Source organism: Nocardia sp. NPDC003693 (assembly GCF_053981095.1).
The window spans coordinates 348,356-364,455 of sequence record NZ_JBSFNO010000001.1 but is presented as its reverse complement, the minus strand read 5'-3'; the positions used below and the strand labels follow the sequence as shown (position 1 = coordinate 364,455).

Here is a 16,100-nt window from a genome sequence, read left to right as displayed (position 1 = left end):
CCTCCCGTGGCATGCGCGGCGGACCCATACGACCGCCGAGCATGGGGTAGGAGACAGTGATGGCAGCGATCGGCATGCGTACCCCGCGCGAGGTCAGGGGGCGTGCCGCGCTCATCGCCGCCGGGACCGGAAGCGGGCGTGAACGAGCCGTGGGGAGCGACCACGGATGCACGCGCCGGACCGGAACCGTGCCCCCGGGGCCGGGTCGCTGGGCTTGACCCTGCCCCGAGGGCACGGTTTCTACTGATCGGTAACAGTGCATGCCTCACCCGGAGGCAACCTGCTCGCGAACACGGAGGGACTCATGGCGTCGTTTCTATACCGCGTGGGACGGTTCTCCTACCGCCGATGGTGGGCGGTCCTGGGAGCCTGGATCCTCGCGGCGGTGGTGTTGAGCGCGGTCGGCGGTGCCATCTCCAAGCCGTTCGAGGACAGCTTCGAGCTGCCGGGCAGTGCCGCGGTCGAGGCGCAGGAGAAGCTCATCGAGCGCTTCCCCGAGCGCGCCGATCAGGAAGGCGTCCCCGCCACGATCGTCGTGCAGTCCACCAACGGCGCACGACTGGACCAGGGCGCCGATCACGCGGCCGTCGAGCAGGTGGTGGCCAAGCTGCGTGAGGTTCCGCAGCTGACGCCCGAGGCGCGCGCCGCGATCGTCGACCCCACCGTGGGACCGGCCGCCGTCGAGAATCTGAACGCGGACGGCACGGTCGCGTTGATCAAGCTCACGCTCGACGCGAAGCCCAGCGGCGCCGACAACGGCGTGACCGAAGCCTCGATCGAGAAGGTGACCGAGGCCAAGGAGATCGGGCGCGCGGCGGGGCTGGTCGTCGAGAGCGCCGGCGGCGCGAACGAGAAGATCGCCGAGCCGCCCGCCGAGCTGATCGGCATCATCGTCGCCGTGGTGGTCATGATCATCACCTTCGCGTCGCTGCTGGCCATGGCTATGCCGCTGACCGCCGCGATCGTCGGAATCACGCTGTCCACCTCGGTGATCTCCATCGGCACGGCGTTCATGACGCTGGGCACCTCGACCACCGGCCTGGCGACGATGATCGGTCTCGCGGTCGGCATCGACTACTCGCTGTTCGTCATATCGCGGTACCGATACGAGACGACCAGGACCAATGATCGCGCGCATGCAGCCGGCGTCGCCGTCGGCACGGCGGGTTCGGCGGTCGTATTCGCCGGTGCCACAGTGGTTATCGCGCTCGTCGCGCTCAGCCTGACCGGCATGTCGTTCCTGGCGCAGATGGGTCTCGGCGCCGCGGTGACCGTCGTGATGGCCGTACTGGTCGCGCTGACCGTGCTGCCCGCGCTGCTGGGCCTGTTCAAGTCGGCCGTGTTCAAGCCGCGCCTGCCCCTGCTGTGGACGCCGGAGCACTCGACCGGCCCCACCGTCGGACACCGCGTGGGCGTCGAGCTGACCAAGCGTCCCCTGCCGTACCTGATCGTCGCGGCCGTGGCGCTCATCCTTGCCGCGCTACCCATTTCGCAGCTGCAGCTGGGCCTGGACATCACGCCGCAGTCGGACAAGACCGCGGTCAAGATCGAGCGGGACGCGTTCGGCGCGGGCAAGTCCTCGCCGCTGCTGGTGGTGGTCGCCGCCAACGATCCCGCGGGTATGGCGCAGGCGTCGGAACAGATGAAAGAGCGACTGAGCGGGATGGCGCACATCACCCCGCAGGGCGTTATCGGCCCGGTGCCGAACGCGGCGCAGGATTCGGCGCAGTTCGTCGTGATCCCCGATCACGGCCCGGCGAGCCGGGAGACGGGTGATCTGCTGGCCGATATGCGTTCGGCCGCAAAGGATGTCGAAGCCTCGACCGGGATCTTCGTCGGAATCGGCGGCGCAGCCGCCATCAACGCGGACTTCTCCAGCGCGCTGACCGACAAGCTGCCGCTGTACCTCGTGGTGGTCGTCGGACTGGCGTTCCTGCTGCTGATGGTCGTGTTCCGCTCGGTGGTCGTGCCGCTGATCGCGTCGGCGGGCTTTCTGCTCTCGATCGCGGCCACGTTCGGCGTCACCGTCGGGTTCTTCCAGAACGGCTGGCTGGGCTGGATCAAACCCGAGGATCAGGGGCCGATCCTGGTGTTCATGCCGATCTTCTTGATAGGCATCGTGTTCGGCCTCGCGATGGACTACCAGGTCTTCCTGGTGAGCCGTATGCGCGAGGAGTACCACCACGGTGCGTCGGCGCTGGACGCGATCCGCACCGGGTACGGCGCCGGGGCCCGCGTGATCACGGCCGCCGCGCTGATCATGATCTCGGTGTTCGCGGGCTTCACCCTCTCGAACGAGACGTTCCTGAAGCTGATGGGCTTCGCGATGGCGGCGGCGATCATCTTCGACGCCTTCCTCGTTCGCATGGTGATCATGCCGACCACGATGGCGCTGCTCGGCGATCGCGCCTGGTGGATGCCGGCCTGGCTGGATCGGATCCTGCCGCGCATCGACGTCGAGGGTGAGAACCTGCGCGTGGAACCGGCCGAGCAGAAGGAGGCGGTGCCCGCCGGCGCCCGGTCCGACGGCTCCTGAGCAAGCCCCGGGGGGTCGTGCGCATCGCACGACCCCCCGGTAGCGAACAGATCCGATGAGCAACCACCTGGCAGGTAGAGTCGAGGTAGCGAGATGGGCTGGAGCACAAGCCAACTGGCCGAGTTGGCCGGTACGACCGTCAAGACGATCCGGCACTATCACCAGGTGGGTCTGCTGGACGAGCCCGAGCGCGCGTCGAACGGATACAAGCAGTACGGGTCCGCTCATCTGGTGCGACTGCTGCAGATCCTGCGCATGAAGGATCTCGGCATCCCGCTGGCGCAGATCCGCACGATGGCCCGCGCGGACCAGGATCCGGAGGCCGCGATCCGCCTGCTGGACGCCGACCTCGCCGCCACCATCGAACGGCTGCAACGGATTCGGGCCGAGCTGGCGGTGATCCTCGAGCTCCGCGCGCCGATCGACACCCCGGCCCCGTTCCACTCGATTCAGCACACGATGTCCGAGCGCGACAAGGGAATAGCGACGGTGCTCTCCCGCGTGTTCAACGATGACGCGCTCGAGGATTTCCGGCAGATGATGTCCGAACCGAGCGCCGCGGACGAGCCCTTCGATCGCCTGGACGAGGATGCGGACGATGCCCGGATCGAGTCCGTGGCCCGGCTGCTCGCGAAACAGATGGCCGAGCACCGCGAACGGTTCACCTGGCTCGAGGACATCTACTCCGCGGTGCCCCGGGGGCAGCGGTTCGCCGACATGGCGTTGGGCACGGCGATGCCGGAGCTGCTCAATCCGGCCCAGCTCGCGGCCTGCGTGCGGGCGCTGGAGATTGTCGAGGAAGCCGGCTCACTGGGCCCCATGCCCGATACGCAGGGCTGAGCACTCGGGCGTTTCGTCCCGGGGGCATCCGCGCGCACGACCGACCGAATCTCACAGCTCCGGTTTCGGCAGCCGGTCCAGGAACGCGGCGATGAGCGGGGCGATCTCGCCGAGGTGGGTTTCCAGGGCGAAGTGGCCGGTGTCGAACAGGTGCAGCTTGGCGTCCGGGAGGTCGGTGAGGTACGCGTGGGCGCCGGGCGCGGGGAAGAAGGGGTCGTTCGCGCCCCAGGTGATGAGGGTGGGCGGGGTGTGCTTGCGCAGCCAGGCCTGCCAGGCGGGGTAGCGCGCGACGTTGGACTTGTAGTCGAAGGCCAGGGCCACCTGTGCTTCCTTGCGGCCGGGCAGGTCCAGGAAATGCTGGTCCAGCAGCCAGGATTCGGGGGACAGCGCGGTCGTGTCGGCGACGCCGGTCTCGTACTGGCCACGCGTGCCGTCGAGGGTGAGGAGTCCGCGGATCGTGTCTTCGGCTCCGTCCTGCTCGGGGCGCAGCGCGGTGAAGCCACGCGCGGCGTCGGAAAGCCCTGCCTCGTAAGCGTTTCCGTTCTGCACGATCAGACCGGTGATCCACTCCGGATGGCGTTCGGCGAGACGGAAGCCGATCGGCGCGCCGAAGTCGAAGACGTACATCGCGAAGCTCATCAGGCCCAGACGCTGCATGAAGCCCTCGGTGATGTCGGCCAGACGGTCGAAGGTGTACTCGAAATCGGCTGGGGCAATGGTGTTTCCGAAGCCCGGGTAGTCGGGCGCGATCAGCCGGTAGCGGTGGCCGAGCAGGTCGATGAGCCGGCGGAATTGGTGGGACGCGGAGGGGAAACCGTGCAGCAGCAACAGGGTCGGCGCGTCGGCGTCGGCGGGCACGGACTCGCGGTAGAAGACGTTCACGCCGTCGACATCGATGTGGCGGTGGTGGATCAGCGGCAGGCTCACGGCGTTCACATGCTTTCTTTCGAAGATTATGCATTACATGTACCGTCCGCCTTCTAATGCGTCAAGTCGGTGAGTTAGCATTAGGTCATGCGTGAGGCGTCATTCCTGATCGGCGAGCCCTTGGCGCTGGACCTGGTCAACACCCGTCCGGCGGGCATCGACCTGCTCAGCACGCCGGACCAGTTGGCCGACTGGCTGGGCAAGCAGGCCGATCGGCTACCCGAACGGCCAGAACACCCGACCGCCGAGGATCTGCGCCATGTGCGACGGGTCCGCGATCAGGTCGCGACGGTCCTCGAGGCGCTGCTCGACCACCGTCCGCCACCGTCGGCCGCGCTGCGCGGATTGACCGACGCCCAATCCGCGGCGCCCGCGATCCGCCGTCTGGAATGGAACGGCACCGCGGTCACCGCGACCGCGCACCGCACCGGGGACAGCGGCCCCCGGTTGGCCGCGGCCCTGGCCGAATCCGCCGTCGAACTGCTCACCGACCCGGGGATCAGCCGCTTGAAACGATGCGAGGCGGACGACTGCGTCCTGCTGTTCGTGCCGGCGCATCCGCGACGCCGTTGGTGCTCACCCCAGCGCTGCGGCAACCGAGTTCGCGTCGCCCGCTACTACGACCGCCACTCATCGAACTGAGTCGAGGCAGTGAAACGACGCCTCGGGTCGCCTTCGACGCGGCGGTTCCCCCAGGCCCGCCAAGGCCAAATTCGGTTGCGGGGCCGACAAGTGCCATGGTCTTTTGACCACATATGAAACAGCAGCGACCCGCAACCGCACGGGCCATCAGGGACGGGATGAAACTGCACCGGCACACGGTGCGGGGATCCGATCGCGTCCGCACGGTCATCACCCTTCGCCCCGGGACACGAGCCCGGTTCAGCACGAACCGTTTTCACGACACCTGGCATGTGCTGTCGGATGACCACGGCGCTCGGATGCTGTCGCGCCTGCTGTGGGGGTTGTCGTATCAGGCTCGCCCCGGCACTGTCGTGCTCATCGACCGCCGGTTCCTCACCCCGAACCCGTTCGACGCCGACCCCGCCGACCCGATCGTGCTGGTTCCCGGCTGGTGCACACGCTTCGACGATCACGCCGCCCGTCAGGTGCGCGGCCGATCCCCGCAACGGCACCCGGACGGCACAGTCCGCTGGCACACCTTCGGCTTGGATCGGGCACTCGAACACGAGCCCCCCGACCGCGAGCGAGTGCGCGGGCGTCCCCGCGAGGACATCGGAAGTGTCACGCGCCGTAACGGATTGCTCGTTCTGAGCCCCAGCACCCCCGAGGACGCCCGCAGTTGGGCGCTGCAGGCGGCGCGCCTGGATCCGAGCAACCGATGGGAATCCGATTACACCTACCTCGGCCCCTGGGACTACGGATACCAGGGCGAGGTACAGATCTTCCGGCGATTCCACTCGATGGTGAGCGTGGCCTCCCGAGCCCGAGCCCAGGTCCTCGCCGCCTCCAATCCCCCGACCGATCCCGACGCCCTCCGACCGGCCGTGTGGCGACAGTCGGAACGTGTACGCGGCGACGCACACCTCCGAGTCCGCGAACGGCGTGATCACAGCTACCAATTGGGCGAGGCGGCCGCCGCCCTCCTTGCGCAGGCGGATGTTTCGACCCTCGACGAGCTCGCCGAGGTCGGTTCGGTCGAGGCGTACCGCCGGATGCGCACGGCCGGTACGCCGGGCCTGGACCGCGAGATGCTCTGGGCGATGGAGGGTGCGCTGACTTACCGCGACCGGCGCAATGTCTCGACCGAGCGCCGCCGGGAACTGCTGGCCAAGTTGGGCGAGGAGCCTGCACGCCCGCCGACGGCGGTATCGACCAGCGCAACACCGAGAGCCGCACGCTATCCGACCACGCGGGCAAAATACATGCTTCCCAGCACATCCCGGACAGCTTGAACCACGCAGGTAGCTGACCGCACCAGTGTGGGCATCCGATGCGGCCGAAACAAGCCTTCCTACAGTGCAGCAACCACGATGACGGCCACCGCAAGGACCGCAAACGCCAGCGACAGGTAGCCGAGCACCAACCCTGCCAATGCGAGTCCGTCGCCCTGCTCGCCAGTCACGCGGATCTGGGACCGGGCGAGGTGACCCACTGGGATCGCCGCGAGGGGCAGCACCAAACCCAGTACCAAGGCCACAATCGAGAGCGAGTTCGTGCGGGGATTGAACGGACCTGCGGGCGCGGCGGGGACGTGGCGACCGGCTGCCCTGATGATGACGGCTCCGGCCACGCCCACCGCGACAAGGAACAGCCCGATCGCGAAGTTCCAGACACCGAGTTCGTTCATCGCCGGTACCTGTTCCGCCGCAACGTAATAGGTGCCCAGCCACGCGAGACCGAGTAGCAGCGGGATCAGGAAAACCATCCAAGCCGCGCTGGATGGTGCACGGGCTGGGCTCGCGGGCGGTGGAAGCTGGGGGTTGGGATTCGTCATGGACAACCCTTCGACGTGACCGAGTCTCCCACTGTCTACGCCATTTCGACTGCGTACTAGCCTTTTTCGATCCGGACATCGATCGGACATCGACGTCGCCTAGACCCGATGCCCGCCCGCTTTCGCCTGGACCGGCTAATTCGACAGCAGTGCCTCGAGCCTCGCGATCGTCAGCGCGTTGCTCTCGTGCAGGACGGCCGTCATGCCCACGGACTCCGCGCCGACCACCGCGATCGCTGCGTCGTCGACGAACACCGCCTCGCCGGGCTCGACACCGAGCCGTTGACACGCGAGCAGGTAGATCCGCGGGTCCGGCTTGGCCATCCGGACCTCGTGGGAGTAGACGATGTCGTCCACCAGCTCCTCGAAACCGTAAGCCGCTCTTTCCCGCTCGCGCGCGCCGACGAAGCTGTTGCTCAGCAGCCCGGTCCGGTACCGGGGCCGCAGGCCCGCCAGGTAGTCGATGAGTTCGGAGTTCGCGACCCCGAGGTACTGCGCCCACATGTCGGCGATCACCGCGTCCGCAACGTGCCCATCAACCGACAGTCCACTACAGATCGCTTCCCGCACTTGCGATTCGGCGACGTCCCCAACTTCTCCCGCCGCCCAGATCTCGAACAACTCTGGCCCGACGTCGCCGAGCGCCAACCCCAACCGCCCCAGCCAGTCCCCGATGAACGTCATCTCCGAGTTCACCGCGAGCACTCCACCGATGTCGAACACGACCGCCCGTACCCCCATGGCCGCGAGTCTAGCGATGCCACGCACGACGATCAGATCAGCCGATCGCCCCACAACTTTGATCGCATCGAATGCAGCCGGAGGGCCGACTCTCCGTCGCCGGTCCGATCGGCAAATCGGCGCGATCGTGATGGGCATCATCGCCTTTGCCTTCGGTGTGGTCGGTCTACTGAGGTGATCGTTCGGCCGCAGCCCCGTGAGGCAGAAGGCACCGTGCCGTCGGCTCAGTCCGAGCCGAAGGACAGGGCGGCCACGGCGTTGAGGGTCAGTCCGATGCCGATGCCGCCAACGGTCCAGCCGAGAGCCTTGGCGCTGTTGCGGGTCAGCCAGTCGTTGACACGCTGCAGGATCGGATCGACCCGCTGGTGCGCGGTCAGGCGGGCGACCGCCAGCGCGGCTGCGGGCAGTGTCATCACGACGCAGTAGGTAGCCAATGAGACCGTGGTCAGAGCCCATGGAAGGTTGGCGTTCGCGAGCAGGGCGACCGCGGCGAGGTAGGGCAGCATCGTCGCGACCTCGAGGGCGGCCGCGACGACGGCTAGTTTCACCAGACCGGCTGTGCTGCCGGTGCCCGACATGGTTCGGGACCGCCAGAGCTGGATCTTGCCGGGTGTGCCCGCTCGCTGGGCGGCCCGAGCCTCCAGGCGGTAGCTGAGCGCGATGACGAGGACGCCGAGTATCAGCTGCCCGACGCGTAGCGGTGTAGGCGGAATGTCTATGCCGTCAATCGCTTTCAACGCGGCGTCCGCACCGAGGACCAGCAGGATTCCGACACCGAAGTAGAACACCGCGATGGTCGCGAGGTAGACCGCGATTCGACCGGCGCGCAGCCGCCCCGGAGCGAGTAACAGCCAGATCGGGATCAGGAGCGTGCCGAAACTGGTGCTGTCCACGAGCGCCAGTCCGATCAGCGCACCAACGAGGGCGACAGTCATCGATCTCCTTCCGGTCCGATAGCTGTCCCATGGTCGCTCAACCAATCACGGGATCACGTCGGCCCGAAGGAGGACCGGGGGTCGTAGATTTGGCGGGATCTGTACTACTTCAGTCGTATATCGGCCGGCACGTAAACGGCTTCGCGCTCCGGGTTCGCCGACCGCAGCGCGGGTCGAGGCGAGCTGTCCCCCACACTGCCGACGGTCGGGTTGTTGCCGGCATCGAGGATCTCGCCGTTGTGGTTGACCAGCTTTTGAGCTCGGAAACCTCTGTGTCCGTTATCCGTATCGCCTCCGATAGCCTCGGTGACCGTGGCGGCGTTCTTTCCTCCGATCGACCCGTACGCGGACGGCCTGCTCGAGGTGGGTGACGGCAACCAGGTCTACTGGTGCGCCAGTGGCAACCCCGGGGGCCGGCCTGTGCTGGTGGTGCACGGCGGGCCGGGTAGCGGGAGCAGCGCGCGGGCACGAAAAGCGTTCGACCCGAACCAATTCCGGATCGTGCAGTTCGACCAGCGGGGATGTGGGCGAAGTACGCCGAGCGCCGCCGAGGCGACCACCGACATGTCGATGAACACCACCGAGCATCTGATCGCAGACATGGAGCGGCTGCGCAGCCACCTCGGCATCGAGAGCTGGTTGCTGTACGGCGGATCTTGGGGGTCGACGCTCATCCTCGCCTACGCCCAGCGGTACCCGGGGCGGGTCACCGGGATCATCCTGATCGGCGTCACCACCACGCGCCGGCGCGAGATCGACTGGCTGTACCGGGGTCTGGCGCGACTGCTGCCTGCGGAATGGGCTCGGTTCCGCGCCGCGGCCCCGGGAGACGACAACCCGGTCGAGGCATACCGGCAGCTCCTCGAGCATTCGGACGCCGAGGTTCGACGGCGCGCGGCGGTCGAGTGGTGTCGCTGGGAGGACGCGGTCATCGCGCACGAATCACTGGGCAGCCCGGGGCAATACAGCGCCGTGCCGGACGCCGACATGCTCGCCTTCGTCCGAATCTGCACGCACTATTTCGCGCGTGCGGCCTGGCTCGACGAAGGTCTGCTGTTGCGCGAAGCCGGGCGGCTGGCCGGGATCCCCGGCGAGCTGATCCACGGCCGTCTCGACCTGAGCGCCCCACTCGAAACCGCCTGGGATCTGGCCGAACTCTGGCCGGATGCCCAGCTGCACATCATCGAGGACTCCGGTCACACGGGCAGCCCGGCCATGGGCGAGGCCCTCGCCGCCGCCATCGCGCGATTCTCGATAACTGATCCGCCCGGCTCACGAAACCAAGGAACCGCTATCCGCGACGAAGCCTGACGCCGGCTTCGCTCACAGCAGGCGTCGCACGGCGTCCACAACCGCGCGACGGCGACCGTCGACGCCGTCGGCGGTCGTGGCGGGTACACCGGCGACATTGCTCGGGCCCCACGCCAGAGCGATGCTCAGAACGATCGTCAGCAGCGCCTCGGGCGAGAAGTCGCGGCCCAGACCGGTCTTCTGCTGGACCGCGGCGAGCGCCCGCAGCTTGTCCTCGCGTGCCGGCGACGCGGCTGCCGGGTCCTCACCCGTGCGCTCCAGCCGGTGCCAGGTGGCCAGCCGGATCACCTCGGGATGCTGCTCGCAGTAGTCGAAAATCCGGCCCGCGTAGTCAGGGAGGTCGTCGGGAGTGAAGGGCACCGAGTCCAGGCCGTCGGTCACGTGGGCGTTCAGGACCGCATCGAAAAGCTGTTCCTTGCTGCAGAAATAGATGTAGATCAGGTTCTTGTTGGCCGACGCCGCCTTGGCGATGCGATCCACCCGTGCCCCGGCGATGCCGAACACGGCGAACTCGTGGGCGGCGGCGCTCAGGATGCGGGCCTTGGTGGCATCGGCTCGGGACATACGGGCCATCGTAATTGGGACTAACCGGTTAGTTTCGGGGCTCCCGGGCGCGCACCGGCGGTGTCAGCCGATCCCGAAGAAGTCGAAGGCCGCGTCGGACGCGAACAGCAGCACCGTGCACCACAGCGCGATCCCGGCCATCAGGGCACGAATCAGCGGCCAGCGCGGAATGCCCAGCGCCGCACCGAGCAGGGCCGAGCCCCAGGTCCCGAAGAGGGCGGGTCCGACAAGACCGAACCCCACCACGCCGTACCGGTCGAGAACTCGGCAGGCCCGTCGACCCGTACCGCCGGAGAGACGGGCATCGGTGGCCGACGACCCACGACGGCCGCGCCGACGGATATCGGCCCGGCCGCCGCTCCCCTGTCTTCGCGCCGCGGGCTGAAGGCCGCGACGTCCCGCAGACCCGAGAACGTGCGGGACCCCGCGCGCATCCCGAAGACCGCCCTCCGTCCCGAACCAGCCGGTACCGCAGCCGAATTCCAGCGAGCACGCCATTCCTGCCAGTACAGCCGAAGCCGTTCCATCGCGAACACCGCGAAGACGACGCACCCCGCAGCCCCCAGCAGCACCGCGACCAGCGCGACCGGACCCGGCAGCGCGAGCGAGAGCCCGATGGGAACCGCCGGGGTGCCGAGCGCGAAGCCCGCGAGCAGGGTCCAGGCGAATCGCCCCATCCGAATTCCTCTCAGCCGCATCGTGTGCGCCCGTCAGGTCGGCGCCGTCCACAAATCTAACTAACTGGTTAGTATGAGTCCATGGAAGACATCGATACCGTGTTCAGTGACCTGGCCGACCGAAAGTATCTGCTCCTCACCACGTTCCGGCGCGACGGCCGGGCGGTGCCCACTCCGGTCTGGGCGATGCGTGACGGGAACGCGCTGACCGTGATGAGCGATGCCGACGCCGGCAAGGTGAAGCGGATCCGGAACGGGGGCCGGGTGACGCTCGCGCCCTGCGACTGGCGCGGCAAGCCGCAGGGCGCGGAGGTGCCCGCGTTCGCCGAACTGCTGCCATTGGACGCGACCACGCACGTGGCCGATCTGATGAAGCGCAAATACGGCTTGGTTGCCCGGATCACGTTGCTGGGCAGCGCGCTACGCGGGAGTTCCAAGCGCATGGTGGGCATCACCATCCGGCTGGACGGGTAAGCAGGATCCGCCTGGTCGAGCGGAATTCGACCGGCACGGAACAAGGATCCGTCACTTGTTCACCACCGCAACCTGATTCGGCACGAACGCGGCCGGTCGGCCCGGCCGAGGCGAGGTCGACGGGAAGATCCCGGCGAACGAGTGACGGTCCCTCGAGATACCGTCCGCGCCATGGGCAAGCCTTCGCTGATCGCGATCAACCACGACGACTATCACGCCGAGCACATCGGCAGAACCTCGGACGGCAGGCAGTTCTTCCTCACGCTGGCGTTCGAGCCGGCGATCGGGCAGGACGAGGGCAACGAGTTCGTCGCCCTCTACCTGTTCGACGCGGACGGAACCTTCGTGGAGGCACGGATCGACGAATTCGGCCCGCGGGCAAGCATGGACATGGACCGTCGCACCGCGATCTACGAGCAGCGGCTCCGGGAGCTGGGCGAGGTGACCTTCACGCGCATCGAGGTCGCGCCCTTCGAACACGAGGCGTTCGGCACGACCTTCGGTCTCATCGCCCGTCCCGGCGACGAGGAGGACGAGCCGTGGTGGGTCGAACTGCACCCGGGGAACTGCATGGCGTTCTCCGAGCCGTGGGACAGCGGCGACTACGACACGTAAGCGGCGGCTACCGATCCAGGTATCGCGCGGACAGCCGGCGACGGTGGTCGGCGGGTGAGCCGTAGAGGGAGCGGTTCAGGGTCGCTCGCTTCAGGTGGGTGTGGATCCTGTGCTCCCAGGTGTAGCCGATGCCGCCGTGCAGCTGCATGGCCTTGCCCGCGATGCGCACCGCGGCGGCGCAGGTGTGGGACTTGGCCATCGAGACCGCGGTGGGGGCGTCCGGATCGCCGACGGACACCGCGTGCGAGGCCGCGGTGACCAGTTGGCGCGCCACCGAGATCTCCACGAGCATGTCGGCACAGGCGTGCTGGACGGCCTGGAACGAGCCGATCGGGCGAGCGAACTGGGTGCGGACCTTGGCGTAGGAGACGGTGGCCTCCAGCATGGCCTCGCTGATACCGAGGCTGTCGCACGCGATCGCCAGGGCGGCGCGGTCTCGGAGTCGGCCGAGGTCCGCACGTGGAGCGGTAAGTCGGAAAAGCGCTGTCGTGGACACGTTCTCGGCGGAAACGCGGCCCAGGCGGCGGGTCTGGTCGACGGTGGGGCGCGCGGCGACGGTAAGGCCGGGGGCGCCCGGCGTAACCAGGGCCAAAGCGAGGGACCCGTCGTGAGTGGTCGCGGGGACCAGCAGATGAGAGGCGACCGGCGCATCCATCACCAGGTCCAACTGGCCTCGCAGGCGGTCGCCGGGATCGAGGTGGAACACCGGCCTGGTGTCGGCAGCGTGCTGCGTGTCGAGCACGACGATGGGAATCGCACTGCCGGAAACCGATTCGACCAGCAGCCGGTCGCGTTCCGCGCACGGTTCCGCCGCCGCCAGCGCCCCGATTCCCAGCGCGGCCGCTCCGGGATACGCCGAACACGCTGCGGCCCGGCCGATCTCGGTGAGCAGCACGGCGACCTCCGCGAATGTCGCTGCCGCGCCGTCATGGTCGGCGTCGACCTCGAGGCCGAGCCAGCCCGCGCGCGCGATGGTCGCCCAGTCCACGGCCCGGGCCGGGTCCGAGCGGCCGAGCAGCTCGCGGGCCACGTCGCGCAATTCGTCGTGCAGCTCGCCGAACTCGATGGCGGTACCCATCAACTCTCCTTCTGGGGGCGTGGGAGGCCGAGCCCGCGTTCGGCGATGATCGTGCGCTGGATCTCGCTCGCGCCGCCGGGGATCGTCCACTCCCAGGATCCGACGAAGTCCAGCACCCAGGCCCCGGATTCCCAGCCGCCGGACATGGGTTTGCGCAGCACGGTGTGGGCCGCGACGCCGCCGATCTCCGTGGCGAAATCCATGGTGCGCTGCAGTAATTCGCTGTAGTACAGCTTCGCGACGGAGGCGTCGGCCGGCCCGACCGTACCGGTGGCGTGGCGTGCGACGAGGTCGCGGCACAGCGCTCGCAGGCCGGCGATCTCGGTGTCGAGGGCGGCCAGGCGATCGGCTACCAGCGGATCGTCGATGGGACGACTGCCCAGCGGCCCGGGGACGAGGCAGTCGCGCACCAGTCGATCGAATCCGGCGTGGCCGAGCCGCTCGGCCAGTTCCAGCATGGTCAGGCCGCGCTCCGCGCCCAAGGTCTGCTGCGCCACCTGCCAGCCGCCGTGTTCGGGGCCGATCAGGTTGGCGGCGGGGACCCGCACCTCGTCCAGGAAGATCTCGCAGAAATGCGCCTCCCCGGTCGCCTGGCGGATGGGCCGGACCTCGACGCCCGGGGTGCGCATATCGAGCAGGAAGTACGAAATCCCCTGCCGTTTGGGCGCATCGGGGTCGGTGCGGGCCAGCAGCAGGCACCAGTCGGCGTAGTGCGCGCCGCTGGCCCACACCTTCTGGCCCGAGACGATGAAGTCCGTCCCTTCGCGGCGGGCGGTGGTCCGCAGGGAGGCCAGGTCGGATCCGGCTTCGGGCTCGGAAAACCCCTGCACCCAGATCTCGCCGTCGGTGATGGCCGGCAGGTGTCGGGCGATCTGCTCGGGTGTGCCCGCCGCCAGCAGGGTGGCCGCGGCGTGGTGGATGGCGACGAAGGACAGGACGAGGCGGGGCGCGTCGTGCGCGGCGAGCTCCTGGTAGAGCACGACCTGGTGCTCGACGGACATGCCGCCGCCGTGTTCGGCGGGCCAGTGCGGGACCGCGAACCCCGCTCGATGCAGGCGCGCGAACCATTCCCGTTGGAAGTCGGCGAATTCCGTGTCGGAGGCGCCGGTCTGCGTCCGCCGCCAGTCGGCGGGGACGTTGTCCCGGCACCACTCACGCACGGCGGCCCGGAATTCCGCGAGGTCGGCGTCGGTGCGCCCGGGCGCGGCCAGCTCGGTCATCGCGCCCGCTCCCGCAGCGCCATCAGCTTGTCGCGATGCTCGGCGGACTGCATCGTCACCACTTCGGCGGCGAAACCGGCCTGCATCGGCCCGGCCAGCGCCTGCGAAAGATACATGTTCACAACCCGTTTCGTGGCCCGCAGCGCTTCGGCGGGCTGCCCGGCGAGACGATGGGCCAGCGCGCGTGCTTCGCCCAGCAGGTCGTCGGCGGGGACGACGCGGCTGGCCAGTCCCAGCTCCACCGCGGTCGCCGCGTCGATGCGGTCCCCGGTGTACAGGTACTCGCGGGAGCGCAGGATCGGGGTGAGCAGCGGCCAGAACGCCGCCCCGCCGTCGCCCGCCACCAGGCCCACCGCCACGTGCGGGTCGGCCAGGTGCGCGCGGTCGGAGATCAGCACGACGTCCGACAGCACGGCCAGGCTCGCGCCGAGCCCGACTGCCGCGCCGTTCACCGCGGCGATGACCGGCAACGGGAACCGCAGCATCTCCTCGATGATCTGCGCGCCTTCACGAATGCTCTCGTCCCGGGCCACCGGATCGTCCAGGAACGAGGTGATCCAGCCCAGATCTCCACCGGCGCTGAAGGTCCGGCCCGCGCCGGTGAGGATGACGACCCGCGCCTCGGTATCGGCCGCGAGCTGACGCCACACGTTGGCCAGCGCCCAGTGCAGGTCCCGGTTCACCGCGTTCAGGTCCGCGGCGCGGTCGATGATCACGGTGCGGATCGGGCCGTCGCTCTCGACGGTGAGTTCGGGCGGCAAGTCGTAGTCCACGCTCACGCTCCTGTCGGTTCGGAGAACAGTCCGGCCAGGCCGCGTTGCTCGACGCGGCGCGTCAGCAGTTCCTCGGTACCCGAACGGCCACGGGGGAATCGGCGCAGCGGCAGGCTGAAGCGCGAGAGCCAGGACAGCGGTGACTCGTCGCAGAAGCCGAGGGCGCCGTGCACCTGGTGCGCGACCCGCAAGACGATGTCGGCGGCTTCGATCGCGGCGAGCCGGGCGGCGAGCGCGTCGTTCAGGGCGTCCGGGCGGCGGTCCTGAATGCTCCAGAGTGCGTAGCGGACAAGCATTTCCACGCCCCGCCGCTCGACCTCGGCATCGGTGAGCTGGAACTGCACGGACTGGAACTCGGCGAGCGGCCGCCCGAACTGCTCGCGCACGAGCACGTGCTCGCGGGCGAGATCCATGGCCCGGTCCAGCATGCCGAGCAGGGTCCAGCAGGGCAGCACCAGCCCCAGCGCCGCCTCGCGCTCGCCGTCGGGGGTCGCGGGGCCGAGCACCCGCACGTTCAGGCGGGTCACGAACATCGACGAGCGGGCGGGCGAATCCGGTTCGCGCGGTGTGATGTCGGCGCGCTCCCCCGCCATCGTCACCCCGGACCAGCGCCCGTCGAGGGCCGCGATCGCGCCCCGGGGTTCGGGCCCGTCCACCACGATCAGCCCGTCGGACCCGGGTGTGCGCGCCAGCCGTTCGGCGACCGGATAGGGCACCGCGAAGTACCCGGCGCTGCGGCACAGGGCGGCCGCGGCCTCGAGTTCCACCGGCTCGTCCCGGGGCGTGAGGTCCCACGCCCCGAGCGCGGTCAGTATCGGTTCGACCAGGTCCGCGCGCCGCGCCGGATCGGCCTCGGCCCGGTACAGCAGGTCGTCCCCGCCGGCGGCGCGGAAGGCGCGCAGCGACTCCCGGCCGAATTCCCGTGCCTCATCGCACAGCTCGATGTTCATA

At 68.8% G+C, this 16,100-nt stretch carries 17 protein-coding genes; 7 read left to right on the top strand and 10 right to left on the bottom strand.

Going from position 1 to position 16,100, the window contains the following annotated elements; genetic code table 11:
- Nucleotides 1-304: 304 nt before the first annotated feature.
- Together ACWDOP_RS01910 and ACWDOP_RS01905 are read left to right on the top strand one after the other, a co-directional pair.
- Entirely contained in the window at nt 305-2,536 is a 2,232-nt protein-coding gene (locus tag ACWDOP_RS01910) for an MMPL family transporter (protein ID WP_456343452.1), read from the top strand.
- A gap of 93 nt (nt 2,537-2,629) precedes the next feature.
- On the top strand, nt 2,630-3,376 hold the full coding sequence (locus ACWDOP_RS01905; RefSeq protein WP_456343451.1) for a helix-turn-helix domain-containing protein: 747 nt from the start codon (nt 2,630-2,632) through the stop codon (nt 3,374-3,376).
- Nucleotides 3,377-3,427: 51 nt separating this feature from the next.
- Here ACWDOP_RS01905 and ACWDOP_RS01900 read toward each other — a convergent pair whose 3' ends face one another.
- The gene (locus ACWDOP_RS01900; RefSeq protein WP_456343450.1) at nt 3,428-4,312 is read right to left on the bottom strand and encodes an alpha/beta fold hydrolase; all 885 of its coding nucleotides are present in this window, start codon (nt 4,310-4,312) and stop codon (nt 3,428-3,430) included.
- A 78-nt stretch (nt 4,313-4,390) separates the two neighbouring features.
- Between ACWDOP_RS01900 and ACWDOP_RS01895 the strand changes: the two genes are divergently transcribed.
- Both ACWDOP_RS01895 and ACWDOP_RS01890 read left to right on the top strand, forming a co-directional pair.
- Nucleotides 4,391-4,945 carry a CGNR zinc finger domain-containing protein gene (locus tag ACWDOP_RS01895; RefSeq protein ID WP_456343449.1) on the top strand — a complete coding sequence of 185 codons (555 nt, stop codon included), beginning with the start codon at nt 4,391-4,393 and terminating at the stop codon, nt 4,943-4,945.
- Between the two features lie 299 nt (nt 4,946-5,244).
- The gene (locus ACWDOP_RS01890; protein WP_456343448.1) at nt 5,245-6,219 is read left to right on the top strand and encodes a TfoX/Sxy family DNA transformation protein; all 975 of its coding nucleotides are present in this window, start codon (nt 5,245-5,247) and stop codon (nt 6,217-6,219) included.
- 59 nt (nt 6,220-6,278) lie between these two features.
- Here the strand turns inward: ACWDOP_RS01890 and ACWDOP_RS01885 are convergent, their stop codons facing one another.
- From ACWDOP_RS01885 to ACWDOP_RS01875, 3 genes are all read right to left on the bottom strand, one after another.
- Nucleotides 6,279-6,761, bottom strand: coding sequence for a cell division protein CrgA (locus ACWDOP_RS01885; RefSeq protein WP_456343447.1), 483 nt, complete (start codon nt 6,759-6,761; stop codon nt 6,279-6,281).
- A 135-nt stretch (nt 6,762-6,896) separates the two neighbouring features.
- The gene (locus tag ACWDOP_RS01880) at nt 6,897-7,643 is read right to left on the bottom strand and encodes an HAD family hydrolase (protein WP_456343446.1); all 747 of its coding nucleotides are present in this window, start codon (nt 7,641-7,643) and stop codon (nt 6,897-6,899) included.
- Between the two features lie 83 nt (nt 7,644-7,726).
- A complete protein-coding gene (locus ACWDOP_RS01875; RefSeq protein ID WP_456343445.1) occupies nt 7,727-8,437 on the bottom strand; it encodes a GAP family protein in 711 nt (236 codons plus the stop codon).
- Between the two features lie 312 nt (nt 8,438-8,749).
- Between ACWDOP_RS01875 and pip the strand changes: the two genes are divergently transcribed.
- Complete coding sequence (pip, locus tag ACWDOP_RS01870) at nt 8,750-9,748, top strand: prolyl aminopeptidase (RefSeq protein ID WP_456343825.1); 999 nt, start codon at nt 8,750-8,752, stop codon at nt 9,746-9,748.
- Between the two features lie 12 nt (nt 9,749-9,760).
- Here the strand turns inward: pip and ACWDOP_RS01865 are convergent, their stop codons facing one another.
- Nucleotides 9,761-10,312: a TetR family transcriptional regulator gene (locus ACWDOP_RS01865; protein WP_456343444.1), complete on the bottom strand. Its 552-nt coding sequence runs from the start codon at nt 10,310-10,312 to the stop codon at nt 9,761-9,763.
- Between the two features lie 63 nt (nt 10,313-10,375).
- Nucleotides 10,376-10,555: a hypothetical protein gene (locus ACWDOP_RS01860; RefSeq protein WP_456343443.1), complete on the bottom strand. Its 180-nt coding sequence runs from the start codon at nt 10,553-10,555 to the stop codon at nt 10,376-10,378.
- A gap of 515 nt (nt 10,556-11,070) precedes the next feature.
- Here ACWDOP_RS01860 and ACWDOP_RS01855 point away from each other — a divergent pair.
- Together ACWDOP_RS01855 and ACWDOP_RS01850 are read left to right on the top strand one after the other, a co-directional pair.
- Nucleotides 11,071-11,463 carry a PPOX class F420-dependent oxidoreductase gene (locus tag ACWDOP_RS01855; RefSeq protein WP_456343442.1) on the top strand — a complete coding sequence of 131 codons (393 nt, stop codon included), beginning with the start codon at nt 11,071-11,073 and terminating at the stop codon, nt 11,461-11,463.
- A gap of 171 nt (nt 11,464-11,634) precedes the next feature.
- Nucleotides 11,635-12,078, top strand: a complete 444-nt coding sequence (locus ACWDOP_RS01850) for a hypothetical protein (protein WP_456343441.1) — start codon at nt 11,635-11,637, stop codon at nt 12,076-12,078.
- Nucleotides 12,079-12,085: 7 nt separating this feature from the next.
- Here the strand turns inward: ACWDOP_RS01850 and ACWDOP_RS01845 are convergent, their stop codons facing one another.
- From ACWDOP_RS01845 to ACWDOP_RS01830, 4 genes are read right to left on the bottom strand one after another with little or no spacing between them, the layout of a single operon-like run.
- Nucleotides 12,086-13,156 (bottom strand): acyl-CoA dehydrogenase family protein, encoded by a 1,071-nt coding sequence (locus tag ACWDOP_RS01845; protein ID WP_456343440.1) that lies wholly within the window; start codon nt 13,154-13,156, stop codon nt 12,086-12,088.
- Nucleotides 13,156-14,376, bottom strand: a complete 1,221-nt coding sequence (locus ACWDOP_RS01840; protein ID WP_456343439.1) for an acyl-CoA dehydrogenase family protein — start codon at nt 14,374-14,376, stop codon at nt 13,156-13,158. Before ACWDOP_RS01840 ends, ACWDOP_RS01845 begins: the two co-directional genes overlap by 1 nt.
- Entirely contained in the window at nt 14,373-15,149 is a 777-nt protein-coding gene (locus tag ACWDOP_RS01835; protein WP_456343438.1) for an enoyl-CoA hydratase/isomerase family protein, read from the bottom strand. The genes ACWDOP_RS01840 and ACWDOP_RS01835 overlap by 4 nt, the downstream gene beginning before the upstream one ends.
- Nucleotides 15,150-15,151: 2 nt before the next feature.
- Nucleotides 15,152-16,099, bottom strand: coding sequence for an acyl-CoA dehydrogenase family protein (locus tag ACWDOP_RS01830; protein ID WP_456343437.1), 948 nt, complete (start codon nt 16,097-16,099; stop codon nt 15,152-15,154).
- Nucleotide 16,100: the final 1 nt, after the last annotated feature.

Coding starts and splice junctions, on each gene's coding strand:
- ACWDOP_RS01855 (WP_456343442.1), top strand. CDS start 11,071: ATGGAAGACATCGATACCGTGTTCAGTGACCTGGCCGACCGAAAGTAT.
- ACWDOP_RS01830 (WP_456343437.1), bottom strand. CDS start 16,099: ATGAACATCGAGCTGTGCGATGAGGCACGGGAATTCGGCCGGGAGTCG.
- ACWDOP_RS01905 (WP_456343451.1), top strand. CDS start 2,630: ATGGGCTGGAGCACAAGCCAACTGGCCGAGTTGGCCGGTACGACCGTC.
- ACWDOP_RS01910 (WP_456343452.1), top strand. CDS start 305: ATGGCGTCGTTTCTATACCGCGTGGGACGGTTCTCCTACCGCCGATGG.
- ACWDOP_RS01865 (WP_456343444.1), bottom strand. CDS start 10,312: ATGTCCCGAGCCGATGCCACCAAGGCCCGCATCCTGAGCGCCGCCGCC.
- ACWDOP_RS01840 (WP_456343439.1), bottom strand. CDS start 14,376: ATGACCGAGCTGGCCGCGCCCGGGCGCACCGACGCCGACCTCGCGGAA.
- ACWDOP_RS01875 (WP_456343445.1), bottom strand. CDS start 8,437: ATGACTGTCGCCCTCGTTGGTGCGCTGATCGGACTGGCGCTCGTGGAC.
- ACWDOP_RS01890 (WP_456343448.1), top strand. CDS start 5,245: ATGCTGTCGCGCCTGCTGTGGGGGTTGTCGTATCAGGCTCGCCCCGGC.
- ACWDOP_RS01895 (WP_456343449.1), top strand. CDS start 4,391: ATGCGTGAGGCGTCATTCCTGATCGGCGAGCCCTTGGCGCTGGACCTG.
- ACWDOP_RS01885 (WP_456343447.1), bottom strand. CDS start 6,761: ATGACGAATCCCAACCCCCAGCTTCCACCGCCCGCGAGCCCAGCCCGT.
- ACWDOP_RS01880 (WP_456343446.1), bottom strand. CDS start 7,643: ATGATGCCCATCACGATCGCGCCGATTTGCCGATCGGACCGGCGACGG.
- ACWDOP_RS01845 (WP_456343440.1), bottom strand. CDS start 13,156: ATGGGTACCGCCATCGAGTTCGGCGAGCTGCACGACGAATTGCGCGAC.
- ACWDOP_RS01850 (WP_456343441.1), top strand. CDS start 11,635: ATGGGCAAGCCTTCGCTGATCGCGATCAACCACGACGACTATCACGCC.